Raw genomic sequence first — 14,805 nt, 5'->3', positions numbered from 1 at the left:
AAATATTGAATGAAGAAAACATTTAGTTGTATTGATTCTCATACCTGTGGTAATCCGGTAAGAGTGGTTACTGGTGGTGTTCCTTTTTTGGAGGGAGAGAATATGTTTGAAAAACGTCAGTTTTTCATTGAAAATTATGATTGGATCAGAAGAGGTTTGATGTTTGAACCTCGAGGGCACGACATGATGTCGGGATCCATGCTTTATCCACCTCATGATCCCGACAATGATGTGGCCGTACTGTACATCGAAACCAGTGGTTGTCTACCGATGTGTGGACATGGAACCATTGGCACGGTGACGGTGGCCATTGAGGAGGGACTGATTGTCCCCAAAGAAGAAGGAAAGCTTAGGATTGAAACTCCGGCTGGCCTGGTAAAGGTTAAATATGAGCAGGAAGGTAAAAAGGTGAAGTCCGTAAAACTTACCAATGTGGCCAGTTTTGTCATTGCTCAAGACTTGACCATTCTTTGTGAAACATTGGGAGAGTTGACCTTTGATGTTTCATATGGAGGGAATTTCTATGCCATCATTGACCCGCAAGAAAATTTCAGCGGGCTGCAGGACTTTACGGCTGAGCAACTGATTACCATGAGCCGGAAATTAAGGAAGGCCATCAATGAGAAATATGAATTTATTCATCCTGAAAATCCTCGTATCAATGGGCTAAGCCATATTCAATGGATCGGGAAGCCCTTAGATGAATCTTCTGATGGAAGAAATGCTGTTTTTTATGGAGACAAGGCCATAGATCGATCTCCTTGCGGAACAGGTACCTCTGCGCGGATGGCTCAACTGCATGCCAGGGGTAAGTTGAAAGCGAATCAACCCTTTGTCAATGAAAGCTATATTGGTTCCAAGTTTACAGGGGAAATTGTAGAGACGACTACCGTCGGAGGGATTCCTGCGATTGTTCCGAGCATTGAAGGGTGGGCAATGGTTACAGGGTATAGCACCATATTCCTAGATGATAATGATCCTTACGTACATGGATTTCAGGTGATTTAGTAAGATTTAAGACAATAGACGCTAGACTTGAGATGGATGTCGGGAGACAGGTGAACTGAGCTGAATATCAAAGATTGTGGCTGAGATAAAAGGTAGGGTGTGTAAGGTGTTAATACATAGAGTTTTAACCTTTTTATTTTCTATTCTTGCCCTCAACGCTATTAAATTTAGTGAAGGTTGAACATTGAAAGTTTCAGCCTTTTGCTTCGCTCGTTTTTGTCATTGCTGGAATTCATTCAATAAGAAGCCTATAATCCGGGAGAATAAACTTTATAATTAGACAGTTCAATATTTGGACGAACAACGATATGAAACCAACAGTTGTAATCGGTGGAGGAATAGTGGGGCTTTTTACGGCTTACTTTCTTCATAAGGAGGGAACAGAAGTGATAGTTGTGGATAAAGGAGACATGGAAGTCAACTGTTCTACAGGAAATGCTGGCATGATCGTGCCTAGCCATATCATTCCTCTGGCCTCACCAGGTATGATTTCAAAAGGCATTTCCTGGATGCTTTCCTCCAAAAGTCCTTTTTATATTCAGCCCAGATTGGATAAAAGATTGATTGATTGGTGTTTGTTGTTCTATAGAAACTCCAATGCCAAACATGTTCAAAAATCGATTCCTTATTTAAAAGGGATCAGTTTATTCAGTAAACAGTTGTATTTGGATTTTGTGAAAGAACATGGAAATGGCAATATACAACTGCAGGACAAGGGATTGCTGATGCTATATAAGACAGCAGAGGGAGAGAAGGAAGAGGCTGAGTTTTGTCATGTGGCCCAACAAAGTGGTTTGAAAGCCGAAATATTGAGTATTGGGGATATCGAAAAATTAGAACCCAATCAAAGACTGAATGCTCGGGGAGGAATCTATTTTCCAGAAGATGCCCACTTATCCCCGAAGGACCTTTATATCCAATTGAAGCATTACCTAATTGATCAAGGGGTGATTTTAAAACCTGGAGTAAGCATAGAGGGCTTTGAAAAGGGAGTGGATAAGGTCAATGCGGTGATTACCAATGAGGGTAAAATAGATTGCGATCAGGTGATGGTTTGTGCGGGAAGCTGGTCCGATCAGATTGCTAAAATGCTGGGCTTTAGGTTGCCCATGATGGGAGGGAAGGGCTATAGTTTTGAATTGCCCAATACACCTCCATTGATGCAGGCCAGTATCTTGACAGAAGCGAGGGTCTCACAAAGCCCATATGGAAATAAAGTTCGATTTGGAGGAACCATGGAAATTTCCAATAAGTCAGAGGAAATCAACCTCAATAGGGTTCGTGGAATTTATGAATCCATAAAGGCCTATTATCCTGATTTTAAGGCTGACTTTCCCCAAGAAAGTCAAATATGGAAAGGAATGCGTCCTTGTTCTCCTGATGGACTACCCTATATAGGTAAGGCTCCAATATGGAAAAATGTGGCTTTCGGTGCAGGTCATAGTATGATGGGACTGAGTTTGGCTCCAGCTACCGGGAAAATTCTAGCTGACCTCAGCAAAGGCAAAGAAGGAATTGTTCCATTGAAAGGCTTTGCGGTGGACCGGTATGCCTAGTAGGTTTATCCATTATTTAGAGGTGCAATCATTTTAGTAATAAAGACCACAGATAGACACGGATTAACACGGATGTTTTTTAGTGATTGAGTTTTACTGTTGGTACCAGTATATCCATTAGCGGCTACAGCTGTCTAAATCAGCTGTAGGTTACTTTTAATTAGTTTACCAGGATTTATTAAACACTTTTCGTAATCATGGCCCACTATTTTTGATATGTGGCTACTAATAACTTCAGGCTAGCTGGCCTTGTTGTGTTTTTGGGTATGGGCTTTCACATAATCGGAAGGTGTGTAGCCGGTGATTTGTTTGAACTGCCTATTGAAGTAGGAAATGTTAAAATAACCACTATCGAAGGCAATTTCTTTGACACTGAACTCTTCTTCAATCAATTGTTTGCAGGCATGACCTATTCGGATTTCATTGAGGAACTGGGAGAATGTCTTGCGGGTATGTTGCTTAAAATAACGGCAAAAGGCATTGATGCTCAGGTTGGCGACCCCGGCAGCATCTGCAAGGGAAATGTCCTGCGAGAAGTTTTCCATGATAAAATTAATGACCATATTGACCTTGGTGGTGTCTTTAGGCAAAGAGTCCGGTTCAAAGTTAATATGGCTCAAGGCGGTCAGTTCTGTACTTTTGGAGAGTTTATCCAGTAGTTTTAGAAGATAAAGAATTCTATCCAAACCACTTTTTTGAGCTATTTTTTCAGCTGAATGATAAAGGGCTTCTTTGGATTTGCCTTCCACCAATAAGCCTCTTTTGCTGAATTGCAATAGCTTTTTGATGCCATGGAATTCAGGAAGCCCGAGCAGTTTTTCTCCCAAAGCCTCAAAAGAGAATAGAATGGAAATGTTTTTGGATCTCAAATTTGTATTATCCTCATAGTAAGATTTGTCACTTCTGAAGAAATGGGGAAGATTGGAACCCAAGATAAAAATATCACCAGTTTTGAAATGGCCGATGGCATCGCCGATAAAGTAAGTGCCTTCTCCTTCAATAATGACCATAATTTGTGTTTCTACATGGTAATGTAGGTTGTCATAAAAGTAAGGATAGTCTTCCTGTAAAATACGAACGGCCTCTTCTTCGGTTTTGGCTATTTTAAATAAAATAGGCTTCATGCTAATCTGAATTAACGGTTTATTATAGGTTCCTTATGATTTCTGGAGGAGACTGAAACTATTTTTTGGCATAACTATTTTCTTAGATTTAATTTAACCTATCGTGTTAGTTCTATTTTTTTATAAAATCCATTATTTGAAATAGTATCTTAATACTAACACTTAACACTGTTTCCAAAGTTTAACTCTTCATTTCTTTTCCTTAGATGAAAAGAAACGAAGCAAAGAAAAATCAAGACACAGCTAAAGCTTCTTCCCGCAAGGCCAACGCCGGCCCGCAGCTGTGTCGACCTACCCGCATTAAAACGCCTTCAAGTTAATAATAATTAACTAACAAGCACAGCGGATTAATTTAGCAATAAATTACAGAAGCATAGGTCAATCAAATCGATTTAAAGTGGGGCTTTTTCTTTTTAATTGATGGTTTGGGCAGAAGAAATGATGATCGGTTTTGTTTTATGTGATATTGGGAATATTTTTCGATTAGAATAGAGGCAGACTTTTTTTAAGTTGACTTTATTATTATCAAATACTTCAATTTCCAAAAATCATGATATTAAAAAAACTGATGGTGAATCGCTTCCGCATTTTTCAAGGGACTTCTATCTTACTGCTTATGGTTTATTTGGCCAGCTGCGCCAAAATAAGCAAAAAGGATTATCTGGAAGGGAAATCCGCTATAGGAGAAAAGGCCATGGTGGTTTCAGCTCATCCCGAAGCGTCAAAGGTAGGAATTGAGGTGCTTCAAAAGGGTGGTAATGCCATAGATGCGATGGTGGCAGTTCACTTTGCCTTGGCAGTGGTTTATCCAGCCGCGGGAAACCTTGGAGGTGGAGGGTTTATGATGTACCGTCAGTCCAATGGAGATGTTTCCTCTTTGGATTTTAGGGAGAAAGCACCTTTGGCTGCTTATGAAGAGATGTATCAAGATGAAAATGGAGAGATCATTGATGGGCTCAGCTTGGCCGGTCCAATGGCATCGGGCGTTCCTGGTTCTGTAGAAGGAATGATTGAGGCCCATAAAAAGTATGGAAGTTTGCCTTTGAAGGATTTGATAGCACCGGCATATCAGCTGGCCAGGAAAGGGTTTGCCATCACAGAAAATCAGGCAAACAATTACAACAGATACCGGTCTGTCTTTATCAAGCATAACAGGGACAGTACCCGGATTCCTTTGGTGAAGTTGAAAGGAAAATGGGAAAAAGGAGATGTGCTGGTTCAAAAAGATTTGGCCGCTACTTTGAAGCGAATTCAACAGGAAGGCCGTGATGGATTTTATAAAGGTAAAACGGCTGAGCTGTTGGTTGCAGAAATGAAAGCTGGAAATGGTATTATTGAATTGGAGGATATGGAAAAATATACCTCTAAATGGCGGGAGCCAATCCAGGGGAATTACAGGGATACCAAAGTTTATAGTATGGGACCGCCGAGCAGTGGTGGAATTGCACTGATGCAGCTCTTGAAAATGTCAGAACATTTTCCTCTGGGTGAATTGGGTTTTCATGAGGCAAAAACCATTCATTTGATGACAGAAATGGAAAGAAGGGTTTATGCTGATCGGGCCAAGCACCTGGGAGATGAAGATTTTTGGGAGGTGCCTAAAGCACAGTTACTGGATGATGATTATTTGGCAAGTCGGGTAGCGCAAATAAATCCCGAAAAGGCAACGGACAGTGAAGAGGTACTAGCCATGAATTTGGATCATCAGGAAAGTGAAGAGACCACCCATTATTCGATTATTGATGCTGATGGGAATGCTGTTTCCGTGACCACAACCATTAATTCAGGCTATGGTTCAAAGGTATTCGTTACGGGGGCTGGTTTTTTAATGAACAATGAGATGGATGATTTCAGTAGTAAGCCGGGTGTACCGAATGTTTATGGCTTATTGGGTGGTAAAGCCAATGCCATTCAAGCTGAGAAGCGGATGTTAAGTGCCATGACACCCACTATCTTAGAAAAAGACGGGGAGTTGTTTATGGTCGTGGGAACGCCAGGTGGAAGTACCATTATTACTTCAGTTTACCAAACTATCCTGAATGTAGTGGATCATCAAATGAGCATGAGTGAAGCAGTAGCGGCCGGTAGGGTCCATCACCAATGGAAACCCAACTTTATTTTTCCTGAAAAGGGAGCTTTGAATAAATCCACTAAGGATGAGTTAAAAACGATGGGACATGAAATCAGGGAAAGAGGAAGTATAGGTAGGGTAGATGCTATCTTGGTCAAACCTGATGGGAAATTGGAAGGCGCTGGTGATCCAAGAGGAGATGATTGGGCAGCAGGGTATTGATTGTTTGGTGAGTATGATATGGAATAGAAAAGGCTGTAATTTGACAGCCTTTTCTATTCTATTAACAAGGAATTATCACTGCGTATCTTTTACCATAAAGCTGGATACGGTTTGGATGAGTTCTCCGGAAGAGTTGGTATAACTAACTTTTATTTCATACTCACCACTTATCTCGGAAGTTTTAAAATTTATTTTGGCTTTTCCGTTACTATCTGTTTTTACGGTGTCATCCCAGTAAAAAATGGTCCTAAAGTCAGGTAAGCGTTGGCTGCTATTGCTTTCAGGACCATTGAAATTCCATATCATAGGGTTTTGGATTTTAGGATATTCGAGGTAGAGGGCATTTTTAGGAATTGGAAAACCACCAAAATCATTTTCATAGGAAGTGAAATTTAATACTCCTTCAAAGGCATTGTCAAGGATAAAGAATTTTCTGTTGATCACCTCGATTCTTTTGATATTATCCGGACTGAAGTTCCCAATTGCATCACTGTCAAAAACAGGCATTCCATCAATCAGCATCAAAGGGTTATTTTGGAAAACATTATCCTCTGGAAAATTGGATAATTTGAAGTGGAATTTCCCTTTTTCTTTCCTGACCAAAACCGTGGGGATATATTCTTTAAGCGTTGTTGCAAGCGATTCAAAGCGGTTGTATTCGTCCAAATTATAAGCCCGGTCTGCATCAAATCCGGTGACAATAGGAAGAGTAGCGGCCTTTTGAGGTGCGTAGAAATAGTCGGTCGTAGAATAGCTCAAAACGAGATCATCCATCATTTCCTTATTTTCTTCAGAGATGTTGACAGCAGGAAACTGTAACAGGTTCTCCTTAGAGGAGGGGGCAAAAGGTTCCTGAAGGTCCATGCTAAAAGGAATAGAATCGGCATCAGACTGGAGGATCATAAAGTTATAGCTTTTCAGGGCCCCAAGATCAAAATAGACTTCTCCTTGACTGTTTGGTTTGCCCAAATAAAGTGACGATTGGTCACCATGTACAGAAAGTAAGTAAGGTCTTTTGGTGTCAATTTGGTCGGTAATTAGTTGCCCTTTTACTATATGCCCTCTCAGCTCAGGGATGATCTGACTTGATTCTGTACTGGGAGATATTTGGCCTGTGAAAACTGTTGCTTCCAAGAAAGGGTTTTTCTTACTGATGGAGACCGTAAGCTCTTGGTCAGGTGAAGCCTCTATCATGATTTCTCCTAATTCTTCCCTAAGCAACTGCTCTTTGTTTTTCTGGATTTTGATAGTGGAGCTGCTTTTGTTTGGCGCCCATTGGGAGTTGGATGGCTTTGGAACTTGGACAGGCGGGATCTCAGGATTGATAACCGTGATCAATTCATGGTGGTACTGGGAATCATCCGCTAAGCTTGCTGCTAACCGGGTGTAAAGCCTAAGGAGGTAATGATCCGTAGGGATATTTTCAGGAATTTTCACGTAAGCATTGGTTGCTCCTTTGGTTAAGGGAATGATGGAGCCAGATACGCGTTCACCATTTCGACTGATCAAATCCACATAAGCAAATTGTGAAGGGCTTGGCTGACCTTCCATTCTTATTTTTACTGAGAGAGGAACAGACTCTCCCACAACAGCAATGTTTTTACTGATATGGACACTGGTTTTTTCTTGAGGCCACGACAAATCTTCTGGGTTTTGTGCCAGGAGCGAGGTGTTTAGAGCCAATAAAAGTATAAATACTGATAATAGAATTCTCATTTTTCTTTACTTAATTTCACCAAAAATCAGGACGGACATTAGTACCTCTCAACCTACAATCGGTACACTTCCGGCTTGCACCTCTATAGCCTAAGATGCCTGTTGGACCACCGTCAACGATCATGGCAGGAACATCAATATTGTTGTTAAATCGCTCACCTACTTCATTGGGTGGGATCGTATCATAATAGATTTCGCAACCTGCATAATAGGGAATGTCAACCAACCAAGTTCCTACTTCAATTCTATCAAAGAAAGCTCTTTTTCTAGTCGAGGAGCCAGCGGTAACAAAACCTATTGCTTTCAGGTTTTCATCACTTTGGTGAAAAACATTGGTGCCAATATTGGAGGGAAGGGGACTGAAAATATCTCCTGTGTCGTCCGAATTTTTGCGGAGGATCTCATAGAAGTCATAAGCATCTTTTGGTATGGCCCTTTGATAAACCAATATAGAATATCTCTGGGAAAATTTTTCCGATCCGTAAGGAATAGTCTGAATGTGTTTCTGAAAAATGTAATCATCCTGATACTGAGAAGAGGATTCTACATTTACTTTATCTGAATATTCACTTTTCCAGCACCTGTCAATTCTGTCCTCTGGATTGATGCGGTAAACGATGGAGTCAAGGTTTTCATCATATCTTAAAAATGAGATGATCTCAGGAAAGAATATCCAGGTTTCTTCATATTCCCAAACGAAAAATTCAGCTTCCTCATTTCCATGGGTAGAGACATTGACTTCTACATCCTCATAATCGCCCCCTGTAAGTCCAATGTCTTCGATGACAGGAGTGTTGATAGGAGTCATCCACTTGCTTTGATAAAGGCCTTTGTCGGGTAGTTCAATATGAAGTCTGTAATCTTGGTTGAGGCTTAAATTGTGCTCAGCACTATACACACCTTCTCCGGTAAGGGGAAGAGAAAAGATTTCTCCAGATTGGCTCTCAATATAAACTTCAGCATTGGAAATGGTACTTGGGCCATTACTTTCCCCATTTAAGGTGGATGTGGTGCTCAATTTGATGATAGAAGGATATTCGCCAGTTTCTATATGTCCTTCAACCACCAAAATACCTAAATCCTGTTGGTCAATTTGAGGATCATAGGGTTCCCTGCAGCTCACCATTATCCAATTTGTCAACAAGGCAGCAAGTATGATTTGTCTTAAACTCATGATCATCAGAATTTGAAATTGTAGGTAATAAATGGAATAGGGTTGGCAAAAATGGATAATTTATATCCTTGTAAAATGCCATTAACCGGTGTGTAATAAACCGAATAGGGATTGCTTCTTCCCAACAAGTTGTAAACACCCAAGGACCAAGAGGCATGGGCCGGTTTTTCGATTTTGTGGTTTCCTTCCAGATTAAGGGAAAGGTCTACCCTGAAGTAATCAGGAATCCTGTAGGCATTCCTATCAGAGAAATAAACCTGCTCAGATCCATTATAATTGAATTTGGCCACTGGGAGTGTTACGGGTCGGCCAGTGCTGTAATTGGTATTGACAGAAACATTGGCGCGTTTGGATAATTCGTAATTGGCCACCAACATGACATCATGAGGTTGGTCGAAGTTACTTGGATACCAGCTCCCGTTGTTTACCTGCTCTGCAAGCTCACCGGATGAAGTCATCAGCTGTGAACGAGAATAAGTATAGCTCAACCAGCCGCTTAATTTTCCAGTTGGCTTTTTGATCATGAACTCAGCCCCATAAGCCCTTCCATCCGTGTTGAGGACGTCTTGCTCGATCTCGTTGTTCAGCAACAACTCGGCACCACTTCTGTAGTCAATCAGGTTTTTTAGGCCTCTATAATAGACTTCTATGGAAGTTTCTATCAGTCCCTGCTGGAGGTTTTTATAAAATCCCAGGGAAATTTGATTGCCTTGTTGTGGCTTGATAAATGGATCACTCAGTTTCCAAGTGTCAGTAGGTGTGGCTGCTGAGGTGTTGGATAGTAAGTGAATATACTGTCTATTGGTATGGAAGCCTGCCTTGACCGAGGTGAAGTTATCGATGATATACCTGGCAGAAACCCTGAATTCAGGAGCTGAATAAGTTTGAATAACTTCATTTTTATCATAGCTGTTTTGCCCAATAACCGTCGCATCACTTTTAGGAAGGTCTGGCGCATACTCATTCATTTGATTTGGACCGAGGAAATTGTACAGGACATACCTCACTCCATAATCTGCGGTAAGTTTGTCATTGATTTCAAATCGATCACCGATAAACAAAGCAGTTTCCAGTGCCCTTTCTTCGTTCACAATAGTGGGGATGATGATGGACGATTCATTTTTCGGCTGCATTTCCCCTGGATTCAACCTATAGAAAATGTTGTCGATGCCAAATTGGAGGGTATGCTTGTCATTGTATTCATAATCAAAGTGGGCCTTGAGGTTCAACTGGTTGATGTCAAAGCCGAAGTCAAAAGCATTCAATTCATTTTCAGATCCTTCAATGCCAAATTGATAATGATCATAACCTAGGATAATGCTGCTTTCAAGTTGGTCATTGTAATAGTGGGTCCAGTTCAGGTTGAAATTTCTGTTACTGTAATTGAACAAAGTATCCTCTTCAAAATTGAAATCATCCTGGCTCCAATAAGAAGAAAGGCTCAATTCATTTTTGTCATCAAAATAATGCTTGACATTGAGGTTAAGGTCATAAAATGATGCCCCTGCCGCATTTAAGTCAGATCGTTCATTTACCATATCCAATAGCCAGTTACTGTAGGTCGTTCTGCCACTGGCCAAAAAAGTAGTGTTTTCACCTATAGGTCCATCCAAGGTAAACCTACTTGTCATCAAGCCAATACCGCCTTTTCCATGTAGTTTTTCTTGATTGCCAAACTTGCCTTCCACATCCAACACAGAGGAAAGTCTTCCTCCATATTTGGCAGGCATTCCGGCTTTGTGTAGCTCCACCTGATCCACCATGTCCCCATTGAAAGAAGAAAAGAAGCCAAAAAGGTGGGAGGGATTGTAAATTGTGGATTGGTTAAGCAGGATCAGGTTTTGATCTGCTGCACCGCCCCGAACATTGAAGCCAACACTGGATTCCCCAACGGTCTTGACACCTGGAAGGGTGAGGATACTCTTGATCACATCAACTTCTCCCATTACAGATGGAAGTTTTTTCATGGACTCAATGGAGAGTACTTCTACCCCCATTTCTGTGCGGTTGATATTGGACAGCCTATCTGAACTGACCACTACTTCATCCAGAGAGACAATACTTTCATCAATCTGTAAGTTGAGCGAACCATTTCCTTTTAGATCGATTTGTCTTTGTTCTTGAAACTGCCCAAGGTGTTGGATGAAGAGGGTGTGTCGGCCTTTGGGCAAAGTAATGCTGAACCTTCCATTTTCATCGGTAACCGCCCTTGTAAAATCCTTTCGTTCAAAGACCACTGCTCCAAATACAGGTTCGCCTGACTTAAGGCCTATTATTTTTCCGGTCAAAGTAGCAGTAGCTACTTGGTCACTTAAAGATTGTTCGCCAATGATCCAAAGCTTATTGTTGGCGTAGGCCCTGTCCAGGTAGCGCTCATCATTCACGAAATTTAGGCTGTCTTCGGTGTTTTGGCTTTCAAAATAGCTAGATGATAGAGAGGTTGGTAAATGATCCTTGCGGTGGATGAAGACGCGCTTATTGGCATCGATGGTATACTTTAGATCAGTTTTGTCAAATATAAGGTCCAGTAAATCTGATAGTTCGTTTTCATTGGCGCTTGCGCTGACTATGACTTGATCAACATCTTCTTTTTTGAAATAAAAGCGATAAGTTGTTTCATCTTCTACGGCATTGACAAAACGAGAAAAGCTAATACCCGGAAAAAGTCCGGTGATCTTTTCTGGTTTTTGGTCTTGTGCTTGGGCAAGAAGAGAAACCAAAGAAAAGTAGACCAACAAAATGAGGCGTAAATATTGTTTCATGATTAGTTCTTGTTGAATTTGTTGGTGTAAAAATCACCTATAGCCACCAAACATTCAGGAGTGTTTTTTTTGTACTGTAGCCCTTTTGCCCGGATGATTCTTTTGATTTCTTTTTTAGGCATTCCTAGAATTTCTGCGACATCTTTTTTGGTATTTATTCGATGTATCCGATCTCCTTTTCGAATAAAATAATGTTCGTGGTGTTCAAATTCAAACTGTTTGTTGTCTGCACCAAAGTCTTTTTTGATCTTGGAAATTTTATAATGCTTGGCCAAAAAGCAGATTTCGTCATCCCATAAAACCTCATAATAACCGTTTCTGTGCCATATATACCCTGGATTTGCATCAAGAGATGCAAAAGACCTGTTATTTTCCATCGTAAAGAACTGGACTTTTTTGGCATCTAAAATGATCCTTTGATAGGTGTTTGGGTGATAAGTGACCAATTGATCTTTTTCTACATCATAATTTAAAATGATATGTTCGAATCTCTGGCCATTAATGGTGATGTCCCCATAGACAAAGTCTTGGGAGCTGATATAGGGAGTGCCTTCAATGTGGAAAGACTTGCCGGATGCATATTGTCCTCCTGATGATACTTCTTGCGGGTAGGGAATTATTTGATTATAAACTTCCTCAAGCTGGGGGTAGTTTGTGCCATCTGATTGACCGAAACAATAAAGGGTCGAGAATTGACAGCACATCAATAAAGCGTACTTATAAAAGTGTTTCATAGTCAAGCAAAATATGTAATAATTGACTATGAAAGAAGTAGAAGTCCTTTAATTAAATATAGAATTTGATGGGTGGTTTGTGATAATTTTAGATTTGATGGTTATATAAAAGGATGTTGAATACAGTTTGTTGAAAGTAAATTCTGTGGATTTACAAAGTGCTCATTTAAAATTTTAAAAAATTAGTTTTGGAGGATTTTTATTTTTTTAGCTAAAGTCTAAAAAGTAAAGCCTCTTGAGCTTCTTCAACAAACAGTTAACCTTTGATTTTTACAAGTAGCCCATTTTTGGATAAAGTAGATTCCATCTCCCTCAGCTCCAAACAAGGCAAGAAGATCAACGTCCAATAAATATAGTAGGCTGATCATGGTATTTAATACTTTTCTTGTTTTCCTATTCTACATACGACAGTTCGTACTCTTCCCAACCCTCATTAGTGACTTTTGGGCGATTGACTTGATAGCTTTTTCATGTTATCGGTCTTCTGAAGTGAGTTGAGGGTCAAACACTAGAAAAGCCAAACAGTCAATAATGAGGGCACTTTGTTTAATTTAGGTGTTTTAGGATTATAAAAGTATGAGAGACTTATTGATCTAACCATGATTTGAAGAGAGGTGTCTTTTCACTGCTGATGATGATTTCCGAATCCAAATCTGGAGATAACTTGAGTTTCACCCTGCCCTTAAAATAAGGATGTATTTCGGAAACGGCATCGATGTGAAGGATAAGCTGCCTATTGGCCCTAAAGAACAGTTGAGGGTCCAGCACTTGGATTAAATCGTCCAGAGATTGGTCCAAGGGATATTTGTCTCCTTTGTCGGTCACCAGTAAGTTGAGCTTTCGTTCCGTATATATATAGGCGATTTGTTCGGTCTTTATTGATTTTATTTTTGTGCCTGCTTTTACTAAAAACCTGCTTTTGTAAGCGGTCTTATTTTCTTGGATTGCAGATAAAATCTGATCCACTTTCAATTCTTTAGGCTCCCTTTGAAAGCCAGACTGAAGCCTTTTTAGTTTTTCCAAGCTTTGGACAAGCTTTTCATATTGAATGGGCTTAAGCAAATAATCAATGCTATGGACTTCAAATGCCTTGATGGCATATTGGTCATAAGCGGTTGTGAAAATTACAGGGCTGCTGACTTCTACCTGTTGGAAGATTTCGAAGCATAGTCCATCATCTATGCGGATATCCATCATGATCAGATCAGGAGAAGGCTTTTCCCGGAGCCAATCAACTGTTTCCTGGACAGAAGTCAGGTTGGCCAAGACATGGAGCTTGCTGTCATACTTTTTTAGCATTTGTTCCAGTTTTTCGGCTGCCAAGTTTTCGTCTTCAATGATCAGGACATTCATGGTATAGCTTTAAAGTTTAATGGTTTTGAAGGGAACTACTGTCAATTATTACCGCTTTCACTTTCCAGTTCCAGCAGTGGAAGCTTAACTGTAAATTCAGTATCACTTTTAGTGATTTGTATTTCCTGATTGGAAAAATAAGCAAATCTTTTTTGAATATTCATTAGTCCGGTTTTGGGAAGTTCAGCAAAGCCAGGGTCTTTTGGTTGATAGGAATTTTTCACTACAATGTAGGTTTCCTTTTCCAAAAATATGTCTATATGCAAAGGCTTTGATGCAGTTGCTATATTGTGTTTGATGGCATTTTCAACCAACATCTGAACCGATAGGGGGGGGAGGTAGTAGGTCTTGCTGGGAGGCGAAAAGTCAATTGTAATTTTCAATTGTCGGTTAAGCCGTTGCTGGAAAAGGTAAATGTATGATTGAATAAAGGCCAGTTCTGTTTCAAGCTCTACCAACTCTTCATTTCTGTGCTGTAAAACGTAGCGATAAACATCAGCAAATTTGCCCAAAAATCTCTGCGCATCAGAGATGTCTTTGTCCATAAGTGAGGAGAGCACATTGAGGTTGTTGAAAAGAAAGTGGGGATCAATATGCGTTTTTAGAGATTCCAGTGTGCTTTTTAGGTTTTCAGCCTGAAGCTTTTCAGATTCTATCACTGCCTTTTTCCATCTTTGCATAAAAAATATACCAAAGTTGATGGACATCACAGGGATAAAAAATAGCAGACCGTAAATATTTAGCACCATGAACTGTTCCCAATCCGGGGGGAGCCCAATAAATAGTGTTTTAAGGAAGTAGTAGCAAAGGTTTATGCAGGCCAATGAATAGATGGCGCTAAATGCAAATTGGGCAATAAATCGTCTTAAAGGGAATTTGGTCCAAGGATGAAATCGATCAAGCCTTTTGTGAATTTGAATATTTCCCAGAATCAGCAAGGCCAACACAATCCCAATCCATAAAACTGCAGTAGCAAATTCATTCCCTGTTAAAAGAAACAAAATTAAAATAGCCAATGCTCCAAGGCCAATGGCCAAAAACCAACGCCATTTTTGATATTTTAAAAAGTTGCGTGAGGAATTCAT

11 protein-coding genes are annotated in these 14,805 nt (G+C 40.2%); 3 read left to right on the top strand and 8 right to left on the bottom strand.

What is annotated here, in order from left to right:
- Positions 1-9: 9 nt before the first annotated feature.
- Positions 10-1,008, top strand: coding sequence for a 4-hydroxyproline epimerase (locus JL001_RS20695; protein WP_200979560.1), 999 nt, complete (start codon positions 10-12; stop codon positions 1,006-1,008).
- 308 nt (positions 1,009-1,316) lie between these two features.
- Positions 1,317-2,564, top strand: a complete 1,248-nt coding sequence (locus JL001_RS20690) for an FAD-binding oxidoreductase (RefSeq protein WP_200979557.1) — start codon at positions 1,317-1,319, stop codon at positions 2,562-2,564.
- Positions 2,565-2,803: 239 nt separating this feature from the next.
- Here the strand turns inward: JL001_RS20690 and JL001_RS20685 are convergent, their stop codons facing one another.
- Complete coding sequence (locus JL001_RS20685) at positions 2,804-3,688, bottom strand: AraC family transcriptional regulator (protein ID WP_200979555.1); 885 nt, start codon at positions 3,686-3,688, stop codon at positions 2,804-2,806.
- Positions 3,689-4,238: 550 nt separating this feature from the next.
- Here JL001_RS20685 and ggt point away from each other — a divergent pair.
- On the top strand, positions 4,239-5,981 hold the full coding sequence (gene ggt / locus JL001_RS20680) for a gamma-glutamyltransferase (RefSeq protein ID WP_236252923.1): 1,743 nt from the start codon (positions 4,239-4,241) through the stop codon (positions 5,979-5,981).
- 75 nt (positions 5,982-6,056) lie between these two features.
- On the opposite strand, the gene JL001_RS20675 is transcribed toward ggt, so the two are convergent.
- The 7 genes from JL001_RS20675 to JL001_RS20650 all read right to left on the bottom strand — a co-directional run bounded on the left by JL001_RS20675 (position 6,057) and on the right by JL001_RS20650 (position 14,805).
- Positions 6,057-7,697, bottom strand: coding sequence for a hypothetical protein (locus JL001_RS20675; RefSeq protein ID WP_200979553.1), 1,641 nt, complete (start codon positions 7,695-7,697; stop codon positions 6,057-6,059).
- Between the two features lie 16 nt (positions 7,698-7,713).
- On the bottom strand, positions 7,714-8,871 hold the full coding sequence (locus tag JL001_RS20670; protein WP_200979551.1) for a DUF4249 domain-containing protein: 1,158 nt from the start codon (positions 8,869-8,871) through the stop codon (positions 7,714-7,716).
- A 5-nt stretch (positions 8,872-8,876) separates the two neighbouring features.
- Complete coding sequence (locus tag JL001_RS20665) at positions 8,877-11,633, bottom strand: carboxypeptidase-like regulatory domain-containing protein (RefSeq protein ID WP_200979549.1); 2,757 nt, start codon at positions 11,631-11,633, stop codon at positions 8,877-8,879.
- Between the two features lie 2 nt (positions 11,634-11,635).
- Positions 11,636-12,367 carry a hypothetical protein gene (locus JL001_RS20660; RefSeq protein WP_200979547.1) on the bottom strand — a complete coding sequence of 244 codons (732 nt, stop codon included), beginning with the start codon at positions 12,365-12,367 and terminating at the stop codon, positions 11,636-11,638.
- A 245-nt stretch (positions 12,368-12,612) separates the two neighbouring features.
- Complete coding sequence (locus tag JL001_RS23250) at positions 12,613-12,735, bottom strand: hypothetical protein (RefSeq protein ID WP_255545460.1); 123 nt, start codon at positions 12,733-12,735, stop codon at positions 12,613-12,615.
- 217 nt (positions 12,736-12,952) lie between these two features.
- On the bottom strand, positions 12,953-13,720 hold the full coding sequence (locus JL001_RS20655) for a LytTR family DNA-binding domain-containing protein (RefSeq protein WP_200979546.1): 768 nt from the start codon (positions 13,718-13,720) through the stop codon (positions 12,953-12,955).
- A gap of 41 nt (positions 13,721-13,761) precedes the next feature.
- Positions 13,762-14,805: a sensor histidine kinase gene (locus JL001_RS20650; RefSeq protein WP_200979545.1), complete on the bottom strand. Its 1,044-nt coding sequence runs from the start codon at positions 14,803-14,805 to the stop codon at positions 13,762-13,764.

The sequence above is a fragment of the Echinicola sp. 20G genome (assembly GCF_015533855.1).
In the GTDB taxonomy this organism is placed as follows: domain Bacteria; phylum Bacteroidota; class Bacteroidia; order Cytophagales; family Cyclobacteriaceae; genus Echinicola.
The sequence above is the reverse complement of the archived record's forward strand: the minus strand, read 5'-3'. Positions and strand labels throughout refer to the sequence as shown.